The organism is Achromobacter sp. B7, assembly GCF_003600685.1.
Taxonomy (GTDB): domain Bacteria; phylum Pseudomonadota; class Gammaproteobacteria; order Burkholderiales; family Burkholderiaceae_B; genus Achromobacter; species Achromobacter spanius_B.
The window spans coordinates 920,521-943,555 of the sequence record NZ_CP032084.1; the positions used below are offsets into that span (position 1 = coordinate 920,521).

A 23,035-nucleotide genomic window follows, 5' to 3' on the forward strand; every position below is an offset into this window, starting at 1 on the left:
TATAGATAGGGGGAGACCATGGATCTGGACCCGCGCCTGTTGCGCTACTTCATCGCGGTGGCCGAAGAGCGCCATTTCAGCCGTGCCGCCACCCGCCTGCATATCTCGCAGCCGCCGCTCAGCTACGCCATCCGCCAGCTGGAAGACAACGTGGGCGCGCGCCTGCTTGCCCGCACCAGCCGCCATGTGGAACTGACCGACGCCGGCCACGTGTTGTATCGCGAGGCGCTGACGTTGCTGCGGCAGGCCGAGGAAGTGCGCACACTGGTGCAGCGGGTGGACGCGGGCCTGCGCGGCCGGCTGCGCATCGGCTTCGTCGGGTCGATGCTGTATCGCGGCCTGCCGGTGCTGCTGAACGCCATGCGCGCCGAACTGCCCGACGTGGAGCACGTGCTGACCGAGCTGAACTCGCACGAGCAGATCGAAGCCGTGCGGCGCGGGGAACAGGACCTGGGGTTCATCCATGCCAACCCGGTGCCCGAAGAGGTGCTGGCGCGTGACCTGATCGCCGAACCTTTTGTGGTGTGCCTGCCCGATTCTCACCCGCTGGCCGCGCGCGCGTCGTTGCGGCTGGCCGACCTGGCGGGCGATGACTTCGTCTTCTTCGCCCGCGCGGCCTCACCCAGCTATTACGAAACCGTGTTGTCGATGTGCGTGGCGGCCGGCTTCATGCCGGTGGTCCGCCACGAAGTGCGGCATTGGCTTAGCGTGGCGTCGCTGGTGTCGCAGGGGCTGGGCGTGTCGATCGTGCCGTTCTGCCTGTCGCGCAGCGGGCTGGCCGGCACGCGCTTCATTGCGTTCGAACACGCGGCGCGCTCGGTCAGCCAGGTGATCTGGCAAGCCGGCGCGCAGTCGCCTTTGCAGCATCGGGCCATGGCGCTGGTGACGCGCCAGTTTCCGCCGGCCACGCCGGCGGTGGCCCAGCAGGCGGATTGACGATCAGCGGAACACGACGGTTTTGTTGCGGTTCAGCAAGATGCGGTGTTCGACATGGCTGCGCACCGCGCGCGACAGCACCAGCGATTCAATATCGCTGCCCACTTGCGTCAGGTCGGCCGCCGTCATGGTGTGGTCCACGCGTTCGATGTCCTGATCGATGATTGGGCCTTCGTCCAGGTCCGACGTCACGTAATGAGCGGTGGCGCCGATGATCTTCACCCCGCGCGCGTGCGCCTGGTGATACGGGCGCGCGCCCTTGAAGCTGGGCAGGAAGCTGTGGTGGATGTTGATGGCGCGGCCGTTCAGCGCGCGGCACATATCCGCCGACAGGATCTGCATGTAGCGGGCCAGCACCACCAGGTCGGTGTTGGACTGGTCGGCAATCTGCAATACCTGCTTTTCCTGCTCGGCCTTCGTGTCGGCCGTGACGGGCAGGTAATGGAACGGGATGCCGTAGGACGCCGCCAGGCTGGCGTAGTCGTTGTGGTTGGACACGATGGCCGCCACTTCGGCGTGCAAATGCCCGCTATGCACGCGAAACAGCAGGTCGTTCAGGCAATGGCCCTGCTTGCTGACCATGATCAACAGGCGCTGCTTGCGGCGCGCGTCATGTAGCTTCAGGTCCATGCCGTAGTCCGCCGACAGCGTATCCAGGCGGCCGCGCAGGTCGTCGGGGTTCACGGCCACGGGCAGGTCAAAGTGCACGCGCAGGAAGAACTGGCCCGTTTCCTCGTCGCCGAATTGCTGCGAATCCAGGATGTTGCAACCCAATTCGAACAACAGGCCGCTGACGCGGTAGACGATGCCGGTGCGGTCAGGGCAGGACAGGGTCAGGATGTAGTCGTTGTGCTGCATGGTGCGGGAATAGGCCGAGGTAAGGAGAAAAGGGGATGGGCGGAATCAGGCGCTCAGGCGCGCCAGGGTTTCTTCCGCCAGGGCCAGGCTGGAGGTCAGCCCGGGAGATTCAATGCCGAACAGGTTCACCAGCCCGGGCACGCCATGCACGGCGGGGCCGGCAATGACGAAGTCGGCGGCGGGTTCGTGCGGGCCCGAGATCTTGGGCCGGATGCCGGTGTAGCCGGGCGCCAGCGCATGGTCCGGCAGCGCTGGCCAGTAGCTGCGCACCGCGTCGTAGAACACGTCGGCGCGCGCCGGGTCCAGTGTGTAGTCTTCGGTGCCGATCCATTCGGTATCGGGTCCGAACTTGGCCTGGCCGCCCATGTCCAGCGTCAGGTGCACGCCCAGGCCGGCGTGTTGCGGCACGGGGTAGATCAGGCGCGTGAAGGGCGCGCGGCCGGCCAGCGTGAAGTAGCTGCCCTTGCACAGGTAATCGGTCGGAATGGTGGCGGGCGGCACGCCGTCGATGCGGCGGGCCAGCGCGGGCGCTTGCAGCCCGGCTGAATTGATCAGCACGTTACAGGTCAGCGTCATGGCTTCGTCGCCGCCGAATTGCAGTTCGAAGCCGCCTTCGGGGCGCACGCGGCCGGACACCAGTGGCGTGTGAAAGACACACTGCGCGCCGGCATTTTCGGCGTCGCCCTGGAATGACAGCATCAGGGCATGGCTGTCGACGATGCCGGTGGATGGCGACACCAGCGCGGCGGTGCATTGCAGTGCGGGCTCCAGGCGCATGGCTTCTTCGCCGGAAATGAACTGCAAATCGTCCACGCCGTTGGCGCGCGCGCGCTGGGCGATGCCCTCAAGCTGGGCCGCCTGATCGCGGTCGGTGGCCACGATCAGCTTGCCCAGGCGCTTGTGCGGCACGCCGCGTTCGGCGCAGTACGCGTACAGAAGGTGCTTGCCGCGCACGCACAGGCGCGCCTTCAGGCTGCCCGCCGGGTAATAGATACCGGCGTGGATCACTTCGGAATTGCGCGAGCTGGTGCCGGTGCCGATGGCTTCGGTGGCTTCGGTCACCAGCACTTCGCGGCCGGCTTGCGCCAGCGCGCGGGCCACGGCCAGCCCCACGACGCCCGCGCCGATGACGACGCAATCTACGTCCACGCTCATGGCGTCTTCCTTTCGGACCGGCTGCCCGCGGGCGTCAGGTCAAAGCCGCCGGCGTGAAACACCAGCGGCGGTTCGTTGCTGTGGCCGCAGCGTTCCACTTCGCCCACCATGATGATGTGGTCGCCTTCTTCGTAGCGGCTGCGGTTGCGGCATTCGAACCAGGCGGCGCAATGGCCGTCCAGCATCGGGGTGCCGCCTGGCGCGTAATGCACCGTCAGGCCGGCGTAGCGGTCGGGCGTCTTGCCCGTGGCGAAGCGGCGCGCCAGCGCGATCTGCTCGGCGCTCAGGACGTTGACCACGTAGCGCTCGCACTGTTCGAACGCCGCCAGCGAGGACGACGAGCGCGACAGGCTCCACAGGATCAGCGGCGGGTTCAGCGACACCGAGTTGAACGAGCTGACCGTCAGGCCGATGGGGGCGCCATCAAGCCCGGCGGCCGTCACGACCGTTACGCCGGTGGCGTAGCGGCCCAGCGCGGTGCGGAAAAAAGCGGCGTCAAAATCAGGGGAGGAGGCGGGCATGCAATCGGTAATTGGGCGGGCGCGCAAACGCGCCCGACATCAGGGCGACAGGCGTTCGATCTTCCAGGCCGGGCCGTCCGCGACGTAGCGCAGGCGGTCGTGCAGGCGCGACGGCCTGCCTTGCCAGAATTCGATGGTGGTGGGCTTCAAGCGGTAACCGCCCCAGTGCGGCGGACGCGGCGGCTGCTCGCCGAAGCGTTCGCGGAATTCCTTTTCACGGGCTTCCAGCGCTTCACGGGTAATGGGCTGGCTCTGGGGCGAAGCCCAGGCGCCGATGCGCGAACCGGCGGGGCGGCTGTGATAGTAGGCGTCCGACTCTTCGGGCGCCACTTTTTCCACCACGCCCTCAATCCGGACCTGGCGTTCCAGGGGCTGCCAGAAAAACAGCAGGCTGGCGCGCGGCTCGGCCAACAGGTCTTGCCCCTTGCGGGACTCGTAGTTGGTGAAGAACGTGAAGCCGCGTTCGTCAAAGCCCTTGATGAGGACGATGCGGGCGCTGGGCTGGCCGCTTGCGTCGACCGTGGCCAACGTCATCGCGTTGGGCTCGGGCACCTTGGCGGCCAGGGCTTCGTCGAACCAGCGGGTAAATTGCTCGAACGGCGAGGCGGCGGCCTGGTTTTCCAACAGGACGTTCTTTTCGTAGCTTTGACGCAGATCGGAGACGGACATGAGGATGGGGATTCAGGGTGGATAACAGGGAGTTTATACCGCCCGCACCACCACCCGCCCTTTGACCCCGCGCAGACCTCGGGGATGTTTCCGGCCCGGGGTGTGGCCGGGCAGCACTACCCACCCCGTTCCCGCCCGATTCAGGCGCCTTCAGGCAGCCTGTGTCCGTCTTCTTCCAGCAGCCGCGCAATGGCGTCCAGCCGGGCATCGTGGATGCCGGCCGCCCGCAGCGCCTGGGCCGTCTGGACCACGTAATCGGTGCAGGGGCCGTAGCGGCCGGCCGCCCGGCGCACGATGGCCAGCAGTTCGTCCTGGGGCAGCGCGCGGATGTACGCGGGGTTGTCGCGGTTCATGATGAACACCAGCGCGCGCACGGTGCCGGCGTCGGTAGTGCAGTTGATCCAGCGGGGCAGGTAGGCGCCGGTGGACATCTCGCGTTCCCACAAGGCAGGGAAATAGTTGGGCACCTGGTCGCCCGCCAGGCGGTACACGACGCCGCGGCAGGAGCCGCCCCGGTCCAGCCCGAACACCAGCCCCGGGCATTCCGGCGTGCCCCGGTTGACCCGCGACCACAGGCACAGCGCCCGGTGGTGGCCGCGCAAGGTCGCCAGCCGGCGCTCCATGAAGTCAAAGTCCGGGCGCCAGATCAGCGACCCATACCCATATACCCAGACGTCGTCTCCCGCCTGCCAATGGCGCAGCGCGTCGTCCAGCGAGGCCTGTCTTTCTTCGGGCGTCCACAGGCGAAAAGGCAAGCTGGCGCCGGCGACGCCGGGGGCGGAGGGAGGGGACTGCGTGTTCACTTAAGGCTTCCGGTCAGACTCGAGCGGGGGATTTCGATTGGCCCACCCGCCCGCCATCAGGGCCAGCGAATAGGCCCAGAACAGGGGGGCAACGCCAATTACCGCACCCAGCGCGCCGAAGGTCAACGGCAGGGACACCTGAGAACCGTTGATCAGCGCCATGCGCAGGCCCACGGCTTCGGCCGCGCGGCCGGGCGGGGAATGCTGGTGCAAGAGCGACAGCATACTCGGTTGGCAACAGCCCAGCGCCAGCCCAAGAATGAAAGACAGCACGATCAGCACGGTAACGTCGGTGAACAGCGGGTAAAGCATGAAGTCGATGGCGGCGGTGGCCATCGCCACGCGCACCAGCGTCCAGGACCGCACCCGGCGCATGATCAGCGGCAATACCAGCCGGATCACGAACGTTGCCGCCGCAAATGACGCCAGGATGACGCCGATGGTGGTGGCGGACAGCCCGATCGCCACGCCAAAGATTGGCACCACGAACAGATGCGTGTCCCAGGCGCCCGACAGAATCGTGTTCACCATCAGGATGCGGCGCAGGGCCGGCACCGCCAGCAGTTCGGTCACGCGGCGGCGCTGGGCCTCTTTGGCGCCGGACAGCTGCGAGTCCACCGCCTTCAGTTGGTGGCGCAGGTAATAAAGGCCGATGCCGGACAGGATCGGGCCCAGGGCCAGCAGGCCGAAGGCGGTTCGCGTGCCCAGGTTGTCGATGGCCAGACCCGCGATCAGCGGCCCCGAAAAGCCGGATCCGGCCAAGGCCAGCGACATGAAAGAGAAGTTGCGCAGCCGCTGCGCCGGTTCGGCGTGGCCCAGCAGATCTTGCGTGGCGACCTGGTGCAGCATGAAACCGATGCCGATACAGCAGGACGCCACCAGCAGGGCCGTCTGTGTCTGAAAGATAAAGGGCAAAGCGGTGCCGATGGCGACCAAAGACGTGCCAATGACCAGCGGGCGCACGATGCCCACGCGGTCCACCCAGCGGCCCGCGCGCACCGAGAACAGCATCGGCAGCACGGCAAACACCGCGACCAGGGTGCCGACCTTGAAGGTGGACAGGCCCATTTGCAACGCGGTCAGCGACACGGTGATCCGGCCGCCCGTCAGCGCCACGTGATTCATCATCGCCAACAGACACAGCAGCACCGCCCCGGAAAATTCCGGGGAACCAGAGGGCGAGGAGGGGGATCTGTTGGAGGTAGACACGGCGTTAACTGCAATCATTCTGTGCGGATCGTCGGGCTATGTCGAGGCGCGGTTTTTTTGCGGCGCGGCAAAATGTTTCAGGCGGCGCGAACAAGATAGCGGCCATCTAGCGGCCAAGTCGCGGCCTTACGCAACAAGAGGCGGCACGTTGGCGGCACGATCCGGGCAGGCGCAGGACGGCGGTTTCGTGCATGCGCCATTGCCGTTGTATCGTTCACGCAACGGAACAATCGTTCTTGCCGGCGTCCCGGCCGAAACCCGCTTTACGGTTTTTCACCGTTTCGCCGCAATCGGTCATCGCCACGCACCCTCGCCCCGTTTAGGATGGCGGCCCGACGTTGCGCGACTGCGTGGCGTTGCGAGGGCGTGGCGCTGCGATGGCGTGGCGTTACGTTACGGCCGCCTTGCCGGTCACTCATTCTCAGGTGCAATGAAAAAGTCCCGCAGTAAGTTCAAGCGTTACGCGTTGATCGCCGTCGTCGTCCTGTTGGGGGGGCTGGCGGTGCGCGCCATGTTCTTCTCGGCCCCGCCGCCGCCCACCTTCGCCGTCGCCGAGGTCACCCGCGCCAACCTGGAAGACAGCGTGCTGGCCAGCGGCACGCTGGACGCCATTGAGCGCGTCAGCGTCGGTGCGCAGGCGACCGGCCAGCTCAAGTCCCTGAAAGTGCAGCTGGGTGACCGCGTCAAGAAAGGGCAGCTGGTCGCCGAGATCGACGACCTGACCCAGCAGAACGATCTGCGCAACGCCGAGGCCGCCCTTCAGACCCGGCGCGCCGAGCGGGCCGCCAAGGTCGCCATGCTGAAGCAGGCGGAACTGGCCTTCAAGCGCCAACGCCAGATGCTGGCCGCCGACGCCAGTTCGCGCGAAGCCTACGAATCCGCCGAGGCCACGCTGGGCGTGACCCGCGCCGAGATCGCCTCGCTGGATGCGCAGATCGCGCAGGCCGAGATCCAGGTGGACACGGCCAAGGTCAACCTGGGCTACACCCGCATCGTCTCGCCCATCGACGGCATGGTCGTGGCCGTGGTGACCAAGGAAGGGCAGACGGTCAACGCCATCCAAAGCGCGCCCACCATCATCAAGGTGGCCCAGGTGGACACCATGACGATCAAGGCGCAGATTTCCGAAGCGGACGTCACCCGCGTCAAACCCGGGCTGCCCGTGTACTTCACGATTCTTGGCGAGCCCGACCAGCGCTATCACGCGACCTTGCGCGCCGTGGAACCGGCGCCCGACTCCATCCAGAAAGACGACGCCACCACGTCGCTGACCGCATCCAGCGGCAGCTCGACCACCGCCGCCGTCTACTACAACGGCCTGTTCGATGTGCCCAACCCCGACGAAAAACTGCGCATTTCGATGACCACGCAGGTCTTCATCGTGCTGGGCGAGGCGCGCGACGCCGTCGTGGTGCCGGCCTCGGCGCTGGGCAAGCGGGGCGAGGACGGCCGCTATGCCGTGCGCGTCGTCCTGAAGGACAACAAGACCGAGGTGCGCCACGTCAAGATCGGCATGAACAACAACGTGCAGGCGCAGGTGCTGGAAGGGCTGGAGGTAGGCGAGCGGGTCGTGTCGGCGGATTCCGCCCCGGCCGCCGCCGCCGCGCCGGGGGCCTGACATGAGCGGTCCGCTGATTGCGTTGTCCGGCGTACGGCGTGAATTTCCCGCCGGCGACCAGACCATCGCCGTCTTAAAAGACGTCAACCTGACCATCGAAGCCGGCGAGATGGTCGCCATCGTGGGGGCGTCCGGCTCGGGCAAGTCCACGCTGATGAACATCCTGGGCTGCCTGGACCGCCCGACCCGGGGCGACTACCGCGTGGGCGGCCGCAGCACGGGCGAGCTGGGTCCGGACGAGCTTGCCGAACTGCGCCGCGAGCATTTCGGCTTTATCTTCCAGCGCTATCACCTGCTGTCGGACCTGACCGCGCAGGGCAACGTCGAAATGCCCGCCGTGTATGCCGGCAAGCGCCGCGAGGCCCGCATGGACCGCGCCGAACAACTGCTGGCGCGGCTGGGCCTGGCTGACCGGTCCGAGCACCGGCCCGGCCAATTGTCCGGCGGCCAGCAGCAGCGTGTGAGCATTGCGCGCGCGCTGATGAACGGTGGCGACATCATCCTGGCCGACGAGCCCACCGGCGCGCTGGACACGCATACCGGGCAGGAAGTGCTGCGCATTCTGGAAGAGCTGAATGCGGCCGGGCACACCATCATCATCGTCACGCACGACATGAATGTGGCGCGCCACGCGCAGCGCATCATCGAGATCAGCGACGGCGAGATCGTGGCGGACAAGCGCAACCCCGACGCCCCGCGCCGAGACGCCGCGCGCGATGCACCGCCCGAACTGCCCAGGCGGCCCGCGTGGCAGGCCTACCTGGACCGCTGCGGCGAAGCCCTGCGCATGGCGCTGTTGTCCATGAACGCGCACCGCCTGCGCACCTCGTTGACCATGCTGGGCATCATCATCGGCATTGCCGCCGTGGTGTCGGTGGTGGCGCTGGGGGAAGGGTCGCGGCGCAAGATCCTGGAAGACATCAGCGCCATCGGCACCAACACGGTGGAAGTCTTTCCGGGCAAGGACTTTGGCGACGAAAAGGCCGTCAACATCCGCACGCTGGTCGCGGCGGACGCCGACGCCCTGGCGCGCGAGCCCTATGTGGACAGCGTCACGCCCGAGGTCGCCACCAGCAATACGCTGCGCTATCGCAACGTGTCGGTGAACGGCTCGATCCAGGGCGTGGGCGAACAGTATTTCCGCGTGCGCGCCATCAAGCTGGCGCAAGGCAAGTTCTTCGACGAGACCAGCGTGGTGCGCCGCGCCCAGGAAGTGGTGATCGACGAAGGCACGCGGCGCGCGCTGTTCGGCTCGCACACCGAGCCCATCGGGCAGGTGGTGTTCCTGGGGTCCATGCCCGCGCGCGTGATCGGCGTGACCGCCAAGAAAGACTCGGTGTTCGGCAACAATGAATCGCTGAACGTCTGGATTCCCTACACCACGGCGTTATCCCGCGTGCTGGGGCAGCAGCATCTGAAAAGCATCACGGTGCGCGTCAGCGACGCCACGCCGCCGGCCGCCGCCGAGAAATCCATCGAACGGCTGCTGATGCGCCGCCACGTGGTGAAGGATTTCTTCGTGTTCAACACGGACGCCATCCGCAAGACCATCGAGCGCACCACGGCAACGATGACGCTGCTGGTGTCGCTGATTGCGTTGATTTCGCTGATGGTGGGTGGCATCGGGGTGATGAACATCATGCTGGTGTCCGTTACCGAACGCACGCGCGAGATCGGCGTGCGCATGGCGGTGGGGGCGCGGCGCAGCGACATCATGCAGCAGTTCCTGATTGAGGCCGTGCTGGTCTGCCTGATCGGCGGCGCGGTGGGCATCCTGCTGTCGCTGGCGTTGGGCGTGCTGGTGTCCAAGGCCACGGGCGGCTCGTTCCAGATGATTTATTCCACGGCATCGATGGTGGCGGCATTTACGTGCTCGACGCTGATCGGTGTGCTTTTTGGCTATTTGCCGGCGCGCAACGCGGCGCGCCTGGATCCCGTCGAGGCCTTGGCTCGGGAATGAGGACGATGAAAGCGGTTTCCCTGATTTGCAAACCCGTCGCGCTGGCGCTGCTTGTTGCGCTGGGCGGATGCGGCAGCCTGCTGCGCAGTGACTACGAACCCCCCATGACCCAGACGCCCGCCGCCTGGACCCATGGCGGTTCGGAAAACCTGCATGCGCCCCTGGCCCAGGGCGGCCAGTGGTGGCGCAACTTCAACGACCCGGTGCTCAATGGCTTGATCGACGCCGTGCTGGCGCGCAACAACGATCTGGCGGCCGCCGCGATCCGTGTGCGCCGCGCGCAATACCAGGCTGGCTTGACCGAAGACCAGCTGATGCCGCAACTGGGTGGCGACGCCAGCGTGACGCGCAACCGCAACCTGTACGGCGACCGCATCATCACCCGCAACAACCAGGCCCAGCTGACGGTCAGCTACGAAGTGGACCTGTGGGGCAAGCTGTCGCGCCAGCGCGATGCGGCCCAGTGGGAAGCACTGGCCACCGAGCAAGACCGCCAGTCCGCCGCTTTGTCACTGGTGGGCACTACCGCCACGCTGTATTGGCAGACGGCATTCATCAACCAGCGCATCGCCAGCAGCGAGGAAAGCATCGCCTACGCGCGCCGCACGCAGGACCTGGTGCGCGCGCAGTACGCAGCGGGCGGCGCGTCGGCGCTGGAACTGGCCGAAGCCGAACAGACCGTGGCCAGCCAGCAAGCGGCGCACACGCTGCTGGTGCAGCAGCGCGTGGAATACACCAACGCGCTGGCCATCCTGTTTGACGGCCCGCCCGACCGCAGCATGGCCAACCCGCTGCGCCTGCCGCCGTACCCGTTGCCCGAGGCGCGTGCCGGCGTGCCCGCCGATTTGCTGGGCCGTCGCCCCGACCTGCGCGCCGCCGAACTGCGCCTGCGCGAGGCGCTGGCCACCGTGGACGCCACCCGCGCCAGCTTCTATCCGCCCGTGACGCTGACGGGGGCGGTGGGCAGCGCCAGCCCCACGCTGTCGAACGTGCTGCAAAACCCCGTCGCCGCCCTGGGCGTGGGCTTGACGCTGCCGTTCCTGCAATGGAACCAGATGCAGCTGAACATCAAGATATCCAAGGCCGACTACGAAGAGCGCGTCGTCAATTTCCGGCAGACGCTGTATCAGGCCATGGCGGATGTTGAAAACGCCTTGTCGAACCGGACGCAACTGAGCTTGCAGGCCGAGCAGCTGGCGGTGTCGCTGCGCGCGGCGCGCGATGCCGAACGCCTGTACGAAGTGCGGTATCGGGCAGGGGCGGTGTCGCTCAAGGATTGGCTGGACGCACAGGAGAAGCGCCGCAGCGCCGAGATCGCGCGCGACGAAAACGGCTTGAACCGCCTGGTGAACCAGGTGACGGTGTACCGGGCGCTGGGCGGGGACGATCAGGCGCAGACTGAGGCGCAGACCCAGGCTGAGACCCAGGCTCAGACCCAGGCGCAGACCCAGACCCAGACTCGGACTCAGACCCAGCCCTTGCCCTAAAATAGCCGCCATGGACTTTCCCGACCCCACCCCAGCCCCCGCCGCCGACCTGGACCGCCGTTTCGGCGGCCTTTCCCGTTTGTACGGCCCGCAAGCGCCCGCGCACTTGCAGCGCGCGCACGTGGCCGTGGCCGGCTTGGGCGGCGTCGGGTCGTGGACGGTTGAGGCGCTGGCGCGTTGCGGCGTGGGCGCGTTGACGTTGATCGACCTGGATCACATCGCCGAATCCAACGTCAATCGGCAACTGCACGCGCTGACGTCCACGTTGGGCAAGTCCAAGGTGGATGCGATGGCCGAGCGGGTGCTGGAGATCAACCCCGAATGCCGCGTGACCCGGGTGGATGACTTCGTGTCGCCCGAGAACGTGGCCGAGGTGCTGCCCGGCCCCTACACCGTCATCATCGATTGCACCGACCAGGCAGCCGCCAAGATCGCAATGATCCTGCACGCGCGCGCATTGGGCGTGCCGATGCTGCTGTGCGGCGGCGCGGGCGGCAAGACCGATCCGCTGGCGTTGCGGGCAGGGGACTTGTCGGCGGCGGTGAACGACGCCTTGTTGTCCAAGCTGCGCAACAAGCTGCGCCGCGAACACGGGTTTCCGCGCGCGTCCGACCAGCACGGCAAGGCGCTCAAGCGCGTGCCCAAGATGGGCGTGCATGCGTTGTGGTTCGACCAGCCGGCCATTCTGCCCGACGCCTGGACGCGCCCCACTGAAGGCGAGGACGATGTCGGCGCCGCGGGCCAGGCGACCGCCCCGCAAGGCTTGTCCTGCGCGGGCTACGGCTCGGTGGTGACGGTGACGGCGGCCATGGGCATGGCAGCGGCCAACGAAGCGCTGCGCATGGCGATCTGAACGCGGCGTTACAGCGCCACGAACACCATTCCGTCTTCGATCCTGACGGGATAGGTGGCCACGTTGTCGCGCAAGGGCGAACACAGCGCTCGGCCGTCGCGCACATCGAAACGCCCCTGGTGCAGCGGGCATTCAATTTCATGGCCGGTCAAAAAGCCGTCGCACAGGCGGGCGTTGCCGTGCGTACAGAGGTTGTCCGTGGCGTAGACCTGGCCGTCCACGCCGTACAGCGCAATTTCGCGGTCGCCCGCCTGCACGGCAATCACGTCGTCTTCGGGCACATCGGCATGGGCGATGGCCTGTATCCATTGGGTGGTCATCGTCATGGCGGTGATCCTGGCTAGGCTAGATGGGGTAGATCAGCGAATTGGGCACCAGCTCGCTGTCGAAGATGCACAAGCGCGATTCGAACTTCATGCCGTCGGGCGTGTCGCGCACCACGTCCAGGTAGCGGCCCACGTTGAATACCGTGGTCAGCTGATTGGGCTTGGTGCGAAAGACGGCGTAGTTGGCTTCGGATTCGATGCGGTCGCCCTGGACCGATAGCACGCGCGGCGCTCCGACCACGTGGCGCTGGTAATACGGGTCGTGGAAGATCGTTTCGGTGGCGCCGTAAATGCGGTCTTTCAGCATGCCCCGGCTTTCGAACGCCATGGTGGCCAGCGGGTAGCCGCGTTCATGGTTTTCGCGGGGCAGCACCTTGTAGATGCAGTCTTCCAGGAAAAAGTCGGGCCACTTGTCCCATTGCTCTGCGTCCAGCGCGGCGGCGTAGTCGGTGTACAGGCAGGTCAGCCGGTAATAAAGCGGAAAGTCCAGCATCGTCATGCCTCCATCACGCGTCGCCAATACGCGTACATGCCGCGTATCAACGTTTCCGTGACCATGTGGTCGGTGTTCTCGGCCGTCTTGCCGCCCAATTCGGCCACGCTGCGGTGCCACGGCTTCTGTTGAAAACCCGATTGCGAAAATTCGATCACTTCGCCGTCATCCGCCGACACGAAGCCGGCCGGGCCAAACAGGTTTGCCTGGCGCAGCCGCCGCTGCGTCATCTCGGGCGTGTCGTCGGCAAAGCCGAAGTGCGTCCAGACGAAGTCGAAGGCGTCGTGGCCCACGGGCTGGATGTGGCGCGTGGATAGCGAATTGACCTGCTGCTGGATGATGACGCTGGGAAACAGCGTCATCAGCACGGCGGTGGGGCCGTTCCACCAGGGCTCCGGCACGATGTCCAGGAAGCGGTCATCGTTCAGCGACATCTGTTCCTTGAAGCTGGACACGCCGCTGGTTACGCTGCCCTTGCCGCCCTGGCCGCGCGTGGAAATCATGGCGGCGTGGCGAAAATGGCGGTCCATCTTCAGTTCTGAGCGGTTGTCGGCGCGCCACAGGCCAAAGGTGACGAACCAGGTGTGCAGCAGGCCCGGGTGGTAGGGGTCTTTGATGTTTTCCTGCATCAGCTTCCAGTTGCCGGGGATGCGCTGACGGCTGTAGCCGTGGATAAGCAGCTGGCGGCCGTCGAACACGCGGTCGAAGTAATGCAGGATGTCCGGGCCCAGATAGTCTTCGAGCGGTTCGGCGTCGTGGTCGAACGAGGCGAACACGACGCCGTTGCGACAGGCCACCGCCAGCTTGGTCAGGCTATGGTCCTCGGTCTTGAAGTCGGGCGGCATGCCGCCGTTGACCTTGCCGTCCTGCTTGACGCCGCGCCGGAACGGCACGCCGATCAGGTTGCCTTGCAGGTCGTAGTTCCACTGGTGATACGGGCAGACGAATTCGGTGCGGTTGCCGGAACGTTCGCGGCAGAACTGCACGCCACGGTGGGCGCATACGTTTTCCACCACGCGCACCTGGCCGTCGTTGTCGCGCAGCAGGATGACGGAACGTTCGCCGACGGCGGTGCGCTTGAAGTCGCCGGGGTTGGGGATTTCGGCTTCCAGACCGACATAGCACCAGTGCGCCTGGTAGAAAAAACGTTCCAGCTCGCGTTGGTGCAGGGCGGCGTCGGTGTAGACGCCGAACGGAATGCGGTGGGAACCGTCGTCCGGCCAGGGCGGGTCGATGGGCATGGCTTGTCTCCGAGTCGTTGTCGCGGCTTTTATCGCTGCTTTTATCGGTCCATGTTCCGCCACGCGCAGAAATAAATAAATAGAATCTGGTCAATAGAACGCATCACCAGAATCAATATTGGTGGAGACAAGCGCATGAACCTGAAAGACGTGGACCTGAACCTGCTGGTCATCTTCAACGAACTGCACAGGCATGGCCGGGTATCCGCCGCCGCGCACAGCCTGGGCATCTCGCAGCCCGGCGTCAGCAACGCGCTGACCCGTCTGCGCAAGCTGCTGGGCGATGAGCTGTTCCTGCGTACGTCGCGCGGCATGGTGCCCACGCCCTATGCCGAGGCGCTGGCCCAGCCCATCGCGGACGCGCTGGCGGCGCTGCATGGCACGCTGAACGCGCGCGCCGTGTTCGACCCCGCAAGCAGCGAACGGGCCTTCGTGATTGGCGTGAACGATGTGGGCGAAACCTATTTCCTGCCGCGCCTGATGCGGGCGCTGGACGCCGCCGCCCCGGGCGTCACCATCCGCACGGTGCGCACCACGTCGATCGACGTGCGTGACGAAATGGAGCGCGGCCGCATCGATGTGGCGATGGGTTTCCTGCCCGGCCTGCAAAGCGGTTTTTTCCAGCGCAAGCTGTTCAGCCAGCCTTACGTGTGCATTTTCCGGCGCGACCATCCGCTGGCGCATTCGGGCGTGTCAGCCAAACAATTCCGCGCGGCCGAGCACGTGGCCATCGTGTCCGAAGGCACCGGGCATGGCGTGGTGGACGAGGTGATCGCACGTGCCGGCATCCAGCGCCGCTTGCGGTTAACGGTGCCGCACTTCATTGCGGTGGGGCCAGTGTTGCAGGCCACCGACATGATCGCGGTGGTGCCGCAGCGTTTTGCCGATTGCGCCTGTGCGCCCTTCGGGCTGGCGACGGCGCCCTGTCCGGTGAAGATTCCGGAGTCGGTCATCAATGTGTTCTGGCACGCGCGCAACCATCGCGATCCCGCCAATCAGTGGCTGCGGCAGGTGGTGGTGGAGCAGTTTGCCGAGCCGGACGGGCCGCTCAGGCTTCCCGCAGCGTGACGTTGAACCAGCCGCGCAGCGCGTTCGATAGCCGGATTTCGTCGGCGGCATGCAGGTCGGCCAGCGTCAGCACGCGTTCGCGCACGTTGGCCGTATCCAGCAGTTCGCCGCGTTGCACACCGGGCAGGCAGCCGCTGTCCACCGGGGGCGTATACCAGCGGCCGTCCAGGCGCAGGTATACGTTGCTGCGGCTGCCTTCGCACAGTTCGCCGCGTTCGTTCAGATAGAGCAGGTCAAAGATGTGCGGATGCGCCGGCAGCCATTCGATGGTCTTGGTGTACCAGGGGCGGTGCGTGGTTTTGTAGCGCAGCAGCGGTTCGGTCGAGCGCAGCGTCTCGGGCGCCAGCATCACTTCCTGCACGGCGGGCAGGGGCGGCAGCATGGCGGTCTGGATCTGGCGGCTGCCGTCGCGGGCCACCAGCAACCGCAGCCGATGCGCGCCCGGGGTCACCAGGCTGGTGGCGGCGATCATGATGTCGCCTTCAACGGCGCGCCCGGCCCAGACATAACCCAGGTCCTTGCAGGACGCCTCCAGCCGCTTCAGGTGGCGGTCCAGCAAGGGCACGCGCTGTTCGGCATCAACCAGGATGGTCTCGATCAATTCGGGTTGCATGGGTCGCTCCTGGTCGTGGCGGGTGTGGCCGGGCTCTATGCTACTACCGCCGTCGCCGGAAGTTCCAGCGCGGCATCAGGCGCGCAGGATCCGGGCTTTCCAATGGCACTCCTGCCATTCCTCGGCGGGGTCCGAATCGTGCACGATGCCGCCGCCCACGCTGTAGACGCCCTGGCCGGCGTCATCCAGCACCAGGGTGCGGATCGCCACGTTCAACGAAAAATCGCCATCCGGCGCCAGCCAGCCCACGCTGCCGCAATACAGGCCGCGCGGGCCGGTTTCCATCTGGCGGATGCGGCGCATGGCCGCGACCTTGGGGGCACCGGTGATCGATCCGCAGGGGAACAGCGCGCGCAGCACGGCTTCCAGGGTGGCGTCGGGCGCCTGTGCCGACACGGTGGACGTCATGGTCCAGACGGTGGGATAGCGCTCCAGCGAGAACAACGCGTTGACCTTGACCGAGCCCGGCTGGGCCAGGCGACCCAGGTCGTTGCGCAGCAGGTCCACGATCATCAGGTTTTCGGCGCGGTTTTTCTCGCTGGCCAGCAGGGCCTGCCCCAGCCGCGTGTCTTCCCCGGCATCGGCATGGCGTGGCGCGGTGCCCTTCATGGGGCGGGTCGTTAGCCGCGAGCCGTCTCGCCGTACGAAAAGCTCGGGCGAAAACGACAGCACCGTGCGCGCGCCGTCCTGGATAAAGGCGGCGTGGGCGACCGGGTTGCGGGCGGCGATGCGCCGGTAAAGCGTGGCCGCATCGCCCTGGACTTGCACGTCCAGCGGCTGGGTGTAGTTGACTTGGTATAGCTCGCCGTCTTCGATCAGGCCTCGGATGGCGTTGATCTGGCGCACGTAGTCGGCCTCCGTCATGCGCGGCGTGGGCAGGGTGATGGCGGAGTCGGCGCTTGCCGCATCGGCGCTTGCCGCGTCGGGCGCGTCCCACGGCGCTTCGTCGACCTTGCGTTCGAACACCAGCGCGGTCAGGCGCGGGCGGCCGTCGTCTTGGGGAGGCGTCCAAGGGCCGGTCGGCGCCGCCCGCGAGGCTTCCGGCAGCAGCCATTCGCCCAATTCGTAGTCCAGCAACAGGGCCACCCAGCGGCCCTGCTGCCGGGCGGCCTCGATGGCCGCCAGCGCCGGGCCGACCTCGGCGGCGGTGCGTGCCTCGATCCGGGAGCAAAAGCCCTCGAACTTCAGTGCGCGACCGGCCAGCCGGTCTTCAAAACGACAATGCATGCTTGCTACGGATGTTGATGAGCCAGGAATTCCGTCAGGACGCGTCCCGTGTGGGAATGGTCGGCCAGGGTCATCACATGTTCCGGCGAGCCTTCGGCAACCAGCTGCCCGCCGCCCGTGCCGCCTTCGGGGCCCAGGTCCAGCAGCCAGTCGGCTTCGGCGATGACGTCCAGATTATGCTCGATCACGACCACCGTATTGCCGGCTTCCACCAGGCGATGCAGCACGTGGATGAGCTTTTCGACGTCGGCCATCGACAAGCCCACCGTGGGCTCGTCCAGCACGTACAGCGTGTGCGGGATGCGCGAGGCGCGGCCGGTCTTGATCAGCCCGTCGGTCAGGCGCGCCTTGGATAGCTCGGTCACCAGCTTGATGCGCTGGGCCTCGCCGCCCGACAGCGTGGGCGACGGCTGGCCCAGCGTCAAATAACCCAGGCCCACGTCCTGCATCAATTGCAGCGGGCGATGGATCTTCGGGTGCGCGGCAAAGTAGCCGATGGCGTCGTCCACTTCCATGGACAGCAGCTCGCCGGCGTTCTTGCCGCGCATCTGCACGCTGAGCGTGTCGCTGTTGAAGCGCGCGCCGTTGCAGGCGTCGCACGGCACTTTGACGTCGGGCAGGAAGTTCATTTCGATGGTGCGCATGCCCTGGCCTTCGCAGATGGGGCAGCGGCCATCGCCGGTGTTGAACGAGAAGCGCGCCGCCGTCCAGCCGCGCATGCGGGCTTCGCGGGTATCGGCGAACTGCTTGCGCACGTCGTCCCAGAAGCCCACATAGGTGGCCGGGCACGAGCGCGGCGTCTTGCCGATGGGGGTCTGGTCCACTTCCAGCACGCGGTCAATGGCTTCCCAGCCCTTGATGCTTTCGCAGCCCGCCCAGCCCGGGGCCTTGCCCTGCGACACGGCTTGCGTCAGGTTGTCCAGCAGCACTTCGCGCGCCAGCGTGGACTTGCCGGAACCGGACACCCCGGTCACCACGCTCAGCCGGCCCACCGGAATCTTGGCGTCCACGCTGCGCAGGTTATGCAGGCGCGCGCCTCGGATTTCGATCATGGGCGTGTCGGCCTCGACCGCACGACGGCCTTGCAGCGGATGCGCCAGCGGCGTCTTCAGGTAGCGGCCGGTGATGGATTCCGGCGCGTTCATGACGTCTTCCACGGTGCCTTGCGCCACGACCCGACCGCCACGGATGCCCGCGCCGGGTCCGATGTCGATCACGTGCGAGGCGCGGCGGATGGTGTCGTCGTCATGTTCCACCACCACCAGCGTGTTGCCGTTGCCTTCCAGGCGCGCCAGCGCGTCCAGCAGGATGCGGTTGTCGCGCGGGTGCAGGCCAATGGTGGGCTCGTCCAGCACGTAGCAAACACCCTGCAGGTTGGAACCCAGCTGCGCGGCCAAGCGGATGCGCTGCGCTTCGCCGCCGGACAGCGTGGGCGCGGCGCGGTCCAGCGCCAGGTAGTTCAGGCCCACTTCCTGCATGAAGTTCAGGCGGCCGCGAATTTCGGTCAGGATGTCGCGGGCGATCTCGCCTTCGCGGCCACGCGCCACCAGTCCGGTAAAGAAGGTGTGCGCGTCGGACACCGGCAGCGACGCCAGTTCGGCAATGGACTTGTCGCGCCAGCGCACGGCGCGCGCCACGCGGTTCAGGCGCTGCCCGTCGCACTGCGTGCACGCCTTGGCCTCGCCTTCGTACCAGGCGTTCCAGGCGGTTTCCTCGCCCGTCTGCTCTTCGTCAAAGCCCTGCAATTGCAGGCCCGTGCCGTAGCAGCCCGTGCACCAGCCATGCTTGGAGTTGTATGAGAACAGGCGCGGATCAGGTTCCGGGAAGCTGGTGCCGCAAGACGGGCACGCGCGCTTGACCGAAAAATGCTGCTGCTGCAATTCGCTGTTCAGCGCTTCGTGCAGCTTGTTCACCGGCCATACCACCGACATCACGCCCTGGCCGTTTTCCAGCGCGCTTTTGACGGCGGCGCGCAGGTCGGCCTCGTTGGCCGGATCCACCACCACGTCCGCCACGGGCAGTTCGATGGTGTGTTCCTTGTAGCGGTCCAGGCGCGGCCACGGGGCCACGGGGATGAACTCGCCATCCACGCGCAGGTGCGAATGGCCCTTCGAACCGGCCCACTTGGCCAGGTCCGTGTAATAACCCTTGCGCGCGGTGACCAGCGGGGCCAGCAGCCCGATGTGCACGCCCTTGTGGTCGCGCAGCAGGCGCGCCACGATCTGGTCCGTGTTCTGCGGTTCAACGGCCACGTTGCAATCCGGGCAGTACTGCGTGCCCAGCTTCACATAGAGCAAGCGCAGGAAATGGTGGATTTCCGTCATCGTGGCCACGGTGGACTTGCGCCCGCCACGGCTGGTGCGCTGTTCGATGGCCACGGTGGGCGGAATGCCGAAGATGGCGTCCACGTCGGGCTTGCCGGCCGGCTGCACGATGGCGCGCGCGTAGGCGTTCAGCGATTCCAGATAGCGGCGCTGGCCTTCGTTGAACAGGATGTCGAACGCCAGGGTTGACTTGCCCGAGCCCGACACGCCCGTGATCACGGTGAATTTATCGTGCGGGATTTCAACGCTGATGTTCTTCAGGTTGTGCTCGCGCGCGTTGCGGATCTCGATGGCCATGTTGCCTTGGCGACGCGCGCGCATCACGGACTGCAATGGCGTGCCTTCGCCGGCGCCGGGGTCGGCGGCATCGGTGGCCACGTCCGCGCCGTTGTAGACGGCGGTGGGCTCGGCGATGCGCGCGGTCAGGCCGGCTTGCTCGACTTCCTGCGCGTCGATGTCGCTGGTGACCACCACGTCGGCCGGCAGGATGCTGACTTCGTAGTCACGCAGCGCCGCGCCGGTATGCGACTTGGGGTTGTCCATCAGGTCTTGCGGGGTGCCCACGCCGATCAGCAGGCCGCCGGCGTCGCCGCCTTCGGGGCCCAGGTCGATCAGCCAGTCGGCCGCGCGGATCACGTCTAGATTGTGTTCGATGACCAGCAGCGTGTGGCCGGCGGCCAGCAGCTTGCGAAACGCGCGCATCAGCCGCGCCACGTCGTCAAAGTGCAGGCCGGTGGTGGGTTCGTCGAACAGGAACAGGCTGCCTTTCTTGGCCACCTTGGCCGTGGAAATGCCGCTGCGCGCGGCCTCGGCCAGGTGGCCGGCCAGCTTCAGGCGCTGCGCCTCGCCACCGGACAGCGTGGGCACGGGTTGCCCCAGGCGCACGTATTCCAGGCCCACGTCGGCCAGCGGCGCCAGGCCGGTCTGCACGTCGCGCAGGCCCTTGAAGAAGTCCAGCGCTTCGCTGACCGTCATGGCCAGCACTTCGTCGATGGACGCGCTTTTGCCCAGGTGTTCGACACGCACTTCCAGCACTTCGGGGCGGAAACGCTTGCCGTCGCAGTCGGGGCAACGCAGGTAGACATCGGACAGGAACTGCATTTCGACGTGCTCGAAGCCGGTGCCGCCGCAGGTGGGGCAGCGGCCGTCGCCACCGTTGAAGCTGAACGTGCCGGCCGTGTAGGCGCGTTCGCGCGCGAGCGGGGCCTGGGCAAACAGCTTCCGGATGGCGTCAAAGGCCCCCACGTAGCTGGCGGGGTTGGACCGCGCCGTCTTGCCGATGGGCGTCTGGTCCACCATGACCACGTCGGCGATCTGCTCGGCGCCCAACAGGCGGTCGAACGCGCCGGGCGTTTCCGACGGCTTGCCCTTTTGCTTCAGCAGCGCGGGGTACAGCACGTCTTGCACCAGCGTGGACTTGCCCGAGCCGGACACGCCGGTCACGCAGACGAGACGGCCCAGCGGCAGTTCGACGGACACGTTCTTCAGATTGTGCGCGTTGACGCCTTCGAGCAGCAGGCGCGGCGTGTTCGCTGCCACCGGCATGGGGCGCGGGGCTTCCACGCGCTGGCGTCCGCCCAGGTAGTTGCCCGTCAGCGTGTCGGCCGCGCGCAGTTGCTTGGGCGTGCCGTCAAAAACGATGTAGCCGCCGCGTTCGCCGGGGCCGGGGCCGATGTCAATGATGCGATCGGCCGCCACCATGACCTGCGGGTCGTGCTCCACCACCACCAGCGTGTTGCCGGCGTTGCGCAAGCGATGCATGACTTCGACCACGCGGTGCATGTCGCGCGGGTGCAGGCCGATGGACGGCTCGTCCAGCACGAACAGCGTGTTCACCAGCGAGGTGCCCAGCGCGGTGGTCAGGTTGATGCGCTGCACTTCGCCGCCCGACAGCGTGCGGCTCTGGCGGTCCAGCGTCAGGTAGCCCAGGCCCACGTCGCACAGGAACTTCAGGCGCGCGCGCACCTCGGTCATCAAGAGGTCGGTGGCCGCATCCAGCGCGCCCGAGAAAGACAGCCCGTCAAAGAAGCGCCGTACCCGTTCGATGGGCAACAGCATCACGTCATGGATCGACAGGCCGCCGATGTTGTTCAGCTGATCGCGCGACCAGTTGGCGGCGACCGGCATGAAGCGCTGATAGCGGCCGTCTTCGGGCGGCAGCACGGTGTCGGCTTCTTCCTTGGTGCCCAGGCGCCACAGCAGCGCATCCGGTTTCAGGCGCGCGCCGTTGCAGGTGGGGCAGGGCGTGTAGCTGCGGTACTTGGACAGCAGCACGCGCACGTGCATCTTGTACGCCTTGGTTTCCAGCCAGTCGAAAAAGCGCTGCACGCCGTACCACTGGTGCTTCCAGGCATCGTTGCCGCCCTTCCAGTCGGGCGTGCCGTACAGCACCCAGCGCTTGTGTTCTTCGCTAAGGCTTTTCCAGGGCACGCCCAGCGGCACGCCCGCGCGGGGGGCGTACTTTTGCAGCTCGTCCTGGCATTCCTTGTAGGACGGCGTGGTCCAGGGCTTGATGGCGCCTTCCATCAGGGTCTTGTTTTCGTCGGGGATGACCAGGCCGAAGTCGATGCCGATCACGCGGCCAAAGCCCCGGCACGCCTCGCAGGCGCCCAGCGGGGAATTGAACGAGAAGCTGCTGGGCAGCGGGTCGGTGTATTCGATGTTGCAGTCGGCGCAGTGCAGGCGGTCGCTGTATTTCCAGATGTCCGCGTTCTCGCCCTCGGCGTTCATGACGTAGACGGCCAGGTGCCCGGCGCCCATGCGCAGTGCCGTGTCCAGCGCTTCCATCACGCGTTCGCGTTCGGTGCCGGCGAAGCGGAAACGGTCTTGGATAACGTGCAGGATGCGGCGTTCTTCGCCGGCGTCCTTGGCGGCCTTGCCCTTCTTGGCGCCTTTGGCCGGCTTGGCCACGGTGGCGCGCGGCACCGCCGTTTCCTCGGCGTGCACGCGGGTGTAGCCCTGCTGCTCAAGAAAGCCGCGCACTTCGTCTTCGGTGAAGTTGGCGGGCACGGCAATGGGAAAGGTCACCACCAGGCGCGGGTCGCCGGCCACGGCGGCGCGTTCGGCCAGCGAGTGATAGACGGATTCGGGCGTGTCGCGCCGGACCAGCTTGCCGCAGCCCCGGCAGTACAGCCGCGCGCCGCGCGCAAACAGCAGTTTCAGGTGGTCGTTCAGTTCGGTCATCGTGCCGACCGTGCTGCGCGAGCTGCGCACCGGGTTGGTCTGGTCGATGGCGATGGCGGGCAAAATGCCCTCGATGCGGTCTACCTGGGGCTTGTCCATGCGGTCCAGGAACTGGCGCGCGTAGGGCGAGAAGGTTTCCACGTAGCGCCGTTGGCCTTCGGCGTACAGGGTGTCGAAAGCCAGCGAACTTTTGCCGGACCCCGACACGCCGGTCACAACGACCAATTCGCCGGTGGCGAGGGTCAGGTCCAGGTTTTTAAGGTTGTTCTGGCGTGCGCCAACGATGCGGATTTGGGAGCTCATGGACGGTATCGTAGCCTGAGGAAGCCGCCTGCCCGAGCGATAACCCATCGCTGGTTCCAAGCGCGGCGATATGGAATAATTGCCTATATTGTGATGCGATTGTCCACATTATGGACACCGCCAGGCGGTCTGGCTGTACAAATAAACAGTATCGCAGATTCGTCTGAAATCCGCGCTGCCTGCATTTC

The 23,035-nt window shown here is 66.5% G+C and carries 18 protein-coding genes; 6 read left to right on the forward strand and 12 right to left on the reverse strand.

Annotated elements, in window-relative coordinates; translation table 11 throughout:
• The first annotated feature begins 18 nt into the window (after window positions 1-18).
• Window positions 19-936, forward strand: a complete 918-nt coding sequence (locus tag DVB37_RS04120; RefSeq protein ID WP_120153954.1) for a LysR family transcriptional regulator — start codon at window positions 19-21, stop codon at window positions 934-936.
• A gap of 3 nt (window positions 937-939) precedes the next feature.
• On the opposite strand, the gene purU is transcribed toward DVB37_RS04120, so the two are convergent.
• The 6 genes from purU to DVB37_RS04150 all read right to left on the reverse strand — a co-directional run bounded on the left by purU (window position 940) and on the right by DVB37_RS04150 (window position 6,151).
• Complete coding sequence (gene purU / locus DVB37_RS04125; protein ID WP_046807880.1) at window positions 940-1,794, reverse strand: formyltetrahydrofolate deformylase; 855 nt, start codon at window positions 1,792-1,794, stop codon at window positions 940-942.
• Between the two features lie 45 nt (window positions 1,795-1,839).
• Window positions 1,840-2,949, reverse strand: a complete 1,110-nt coding sequence (locus tag DVB37_RS04130; RefSeq protein WP_046807881.1) for an NAD(P)/FAD-dependent oxidoreductase — start codon at window positions 2,947-2,949, stop codon at window positions 1,840-1,842.
• Window positions 2,946-3,470 carry a flavin reductase family protein gene (locus DVB37_RS04135; protein WP_046807882.1) on the reverse strand — a complete coding sequence of 175 codons (525 nt, stop codon included), beginning with the start codon at window positions 3,468-3,470 and terminating at the stop codon, window positions 2,946-2,948. The genes DVB37_RS04130 and DVB37_RS04135 overlap by 4 nt, the downstream gene beginning before the upstream one ends.
• A gap of 39 nt (window positions 3,471-3,509) precedes the next feature.
• Window positions 3,510-4,139, reverse strand: coding sequence for a pyridoxamine 5'-phosphate oxidase (gene pdxH, locus DVB37_RS04140; protein ID WP_120153957.1), 630 nt, complete (start codon window positions 4,137-4,139; stop codon window positions 3,510-3,512).
• Between the two features lie 140 nt (window positions 4,140-4,279).
• The gene (locus tag DVB37_RS04145) at window positions 4,280-4,942 is read right to left on the reverse strand and encodes a gamma-glutamylcyclotransferase (RefSeq protein ID WP_046807884.1); all 663 of its coding nucleotides are present in this window, start codon (window positions 4,940-4,942) and stop codon (window positions 4,280-4,282) included.
• Complete coding sequence (locus DVB37_RS04150; protein ID WP_104143672.1) at window positions 4,943-6,151, reverse strand: MFS transporter; 1,209 nt, start codon at window positions 6,149-6,151, stop codon at window positions 4,943-4,945.
• A gap of 430 nt (window positions 6,152-6,581) precedes the next feature.
• Here DVB37_RS04150 and DVB37_RS04155 point away from each other — a divergent pair, with 430 nt between their 5' ends.
• Genes DVB37_RS04155 through DVB37_RS04170 form a run of 4 tightly spaced genes read left to right on the forward strand, consistent with a single transcriptional unit; the run spans window position 6,582 to window position 12,069 of the window.
• Window positions 6,582-7,769, forward strand: a complete 1,188-nt coding sequence (locus tag DVB37_RS04155) for an efflux RND transporter periplasmic adaptor subunit (protein ID WP_104143499.1) — start codon at window positions 6,582-6,584, stop codon at window positions 7,767-7,769.
• A gap of 1 nt (window position 7,770) precedes the next feature.
• A complete protein-coding gene (locus tag DVB37_RS04160) occupies window positions 7,771-9,729 on the forward strand; it encodes a MacB family efflux pump subunit (protein ID WP_104143501.1) in 1,959 nt (652 codons plus the stop codon).
• A gap of 5 nt (window positions 9,730-9,734) precedes the next feature.
• Entirely contained in the window at window positions 9,735-11,216 is a 1,482-nt protein-coding gene (locus DVB37_RS04165; protein WP_240434036.1) for an efflux transporter outer membrane subunit, read from the forward strand.
• Window positions 11,217-11,226: 10 nt separating this feature from the next.
• Window positions 11,227-12,069 (forward strand): ThiF family adenylyltransferase, encoded by an 843-nt coding sequence (locus tag DVB37_RS04170; protein ID WP_104143502.1) that lies wholly within the window; start codon window positions 11,227-11,229, stop codon window positions 12,067-12,069.
• Window positions 12,070-12,077: 8 nt separating this feature from the next.
• Here the strand turns inward: DVB37_RS04170 and DVB37_RS04175 are convergent, their stop codons facing one another.
• Genes DVB37_RS04175 through DVB37_RS04185 form a run of 3 tightly spaced genes read right to left on the reverse strand, consistent with a single transcriptional unit; the run spans window position 12,078 to window position 14,129 of the window.
• Window positions 12,078-12,389, reverse strand: coding sequence for a non-heme iron oxygenase ferredoxin subunit (locus DVB37_RS04175; protein ID WP_120157387.1), 312 nt, complete (start codon window positions 12,387-12,389; stop codon window positions 12,078-12,080).
• Window positions 12,390-12,414: 25 nt separating this feature from the next.
• Window positions 12,415-12,888, reverse strand: coding sequence for an aromatic-ring-hydroxylating dioxygenase subunit beta (locus DVB37_RS04180; protein WP_120153959.1), 474 nt, complete (start codon window positions 12,886-12,888; stop codon window positions 12,415-12,417).
• Window positions 12,889-12,890: 2 nt separating this feature from the next.
• The gene (locus tag DVB37_RS04185) at window positions 12,891-14,129 is read right to left on the reverse strand and encodes an aromatic ring-hydroxylating dioxygenase subunit alpha (RefSeq protein WP_046803529.1); all 1,239 of its coding nucleotides are present in this window, start codon (window positions 14,127-14,129) and stop codon (window positions 12,891-12,893) included.
• 135 nt (window positions 14,130-14,264) lie between these two features.
• On the opposite strand from DVB37_RS04185, the gene DVB37_RS04190 reads away from it, so the two are divergent.
• Window positions 14,265-15,197, forward strand: coding sequence for a LysR family transcriptional regulator (locus DVB37_RS04190; RefSeq protein ID WP_120153961.1), 933 nt, complete (start codon window positions 14,265-14,267; stop codon window positions 15,195-15,197).
• Here the strand turns inward: DVB37_RS04190 and DVB37_RS04195 are convergent.
• From DVB37_RS04195 to uvrA, 3 genes are all read right to left on the reverse strand, one after another.
• Window positions 15,178-15,810 carry an aminotransferase class IV family protein gene (locus DVB37_RS04195; RefSeq protein ID WP_046803527.1) on the reverse strand — a complete coding sequence of 211 codons (633 nt, stop codon included), beginning with the start codon at window positions 15,808-15,810 and terminating at the stop codon, window positions 15,178-15,180. The genes DVB37_RS04190 and DVB37_RS04195 overlap by 20 nt on opposite strands.
• Before the next feature lie 75 nt (window positions 15,811-15,885).
• Window positions 15,886-17,037: an aminodeoxychorismate synthase component I gene (locus DVB37_RS04200; RefSeq protein ID WP_120153963.1), complete on the reverse strand. Its 1,152-nt coding sequence runs from the start codon at window positions 17,035-17,037 to the stop codon at window positions 15,886-15,888.
• Between the two features lie 5 nt (window positions 17,038-17,042).
• Entirely contained in the window at window positions 17,043-22,847 is a 5,805-nt protein-coding gene (gene uvrA / locus DVB37_RS04205; protein WP_120153965.1) for an excinuclease ABC subunit UvrA, read from the reverse strand.
• Window positions 22,848-23,035: the final 188 nt, after the last annotated feature.

What these genes read in the sequence shown, in the direction of transcription:
- DVB37_RS04120 (WP_120153954.1), top strand. Translation starts at nt 19, where the DNA reads ATGGATCTGGACCCGCGCCTGTTGCGCTACTTCATCGCGGTGGCCGAA.
- purU (WP_046807880.1), bottom strand. Translation starts at nt 1,794, where the DNA reads ATGCAGCACAACGACTACATCCTGACCCTGTCCTGCCCTGACCGCACC.
- DVB37_RS04130 (WP_046807881.1), bottom strand. Translation starts at nt 2,949, where the DNA reads ATGAGCGTGGACGTAGATTGCGTCGTCATCGGCGCGGGCGTCGTGGGG.
- DVB37_RS04135 (WP_046807882.1), bottom strand. Translation starts at nt 3,470, where the DNA reads ATGCCCGCCTCCTCCCCTGATTTTGACGCCGCTTTTTTCCGCACCGCG.
- pdxH (WP_120153957.1), bottom strand. Translation starts at nt 4,139, where the DNA reads ATGTCCGTCTCCGATCTGCGTCAAAGCTACGAAAAGAACGTCCTGTTG.
- DVB37_RS04155 (WP_104143499.1), top strand. Translation starts at nt 6,582, where the DNA reads ATGAAAAAGTCCCGCAGTAAGTTCAAGCGTTACGCGTTGATCGCCGTC.
- DVB37_RS04160 (WP_104143501.1), top strand. Translation starts at nt 7,771, where the DNA reads ATGAGCGGTCCGCTGATTGCGTTGTCCGGCGTACGGCGTGAATTTCCC.
- DVB37_RS04165 (WP_240434036.1), top strand. Translation starts at nt 9,735, where the DNA reads ATGAAAGCGGTTTCCCTGATTTGCAAACCCGTCGCGCTGGCGCTGCTT.
- DVB37_RS04170 (WP_104143502.1), top strand. Translation starts at nt 11,227, where the DNA reads ATGGACTTTCCCGACCCCACCCCAGCCCCCGCCGCCGACCTGGACCGC.
- DVB37_RS04175 (WP_120157387.1), bottom strand. Translation starts at nt 12,389, where the DNA reads ATGACCACCCAATGGATACAGGCCATCGCCCATGCCGATGTGCCCGAA.
- DVB37_RS04180 (WP_120153959.1), bottom strand. Translation starts at nt 12,888, where the DNA reads ATGCTGGACTTTCCGCTTTATTACCGGCTGACCTGCCTGTACACCGAC.
- DVB37_RS04185 (WP_046803529.1), bottom strand. Translation starts at nt 14,129, where the DNA reads ATGCCCATCGACCCGCCCTGGCCGGACGACGGTTCCCACCGCATTCCG.
- DVB37_RS04190 (WP_120153961.1), top strand. Translation starts at nt 14,265, where the DNA reads ATGAACCTGAAAGACGTGGACCTGAACCTGCTGGTCATCTTCAACGAA.
- DVB37_RS04195 (WP_046803527.1), bottom strand. Translation starts at nt 15,810, where the DNA reads ATGCAACCCGAATTGATCGAGACCATCCTGGTTGATGCCGAACAGCGC.
- DVB37_RS04200 (WP_120153963.1), bottom strand. Translation starts at nt 17,037, where the DNA reads ATGCATTGTCGTTTTGAAGACCGGCTGGCCGGTCGCGCACTGAAGTTC.
- uvrA (WP_120153965.1), bottom strand. Translation starts at nt 22,847, where the DNA reads ATGAGCTCCCAAATCCGCATCGTTGGCGCACGCCAGAACAACCTTAAA.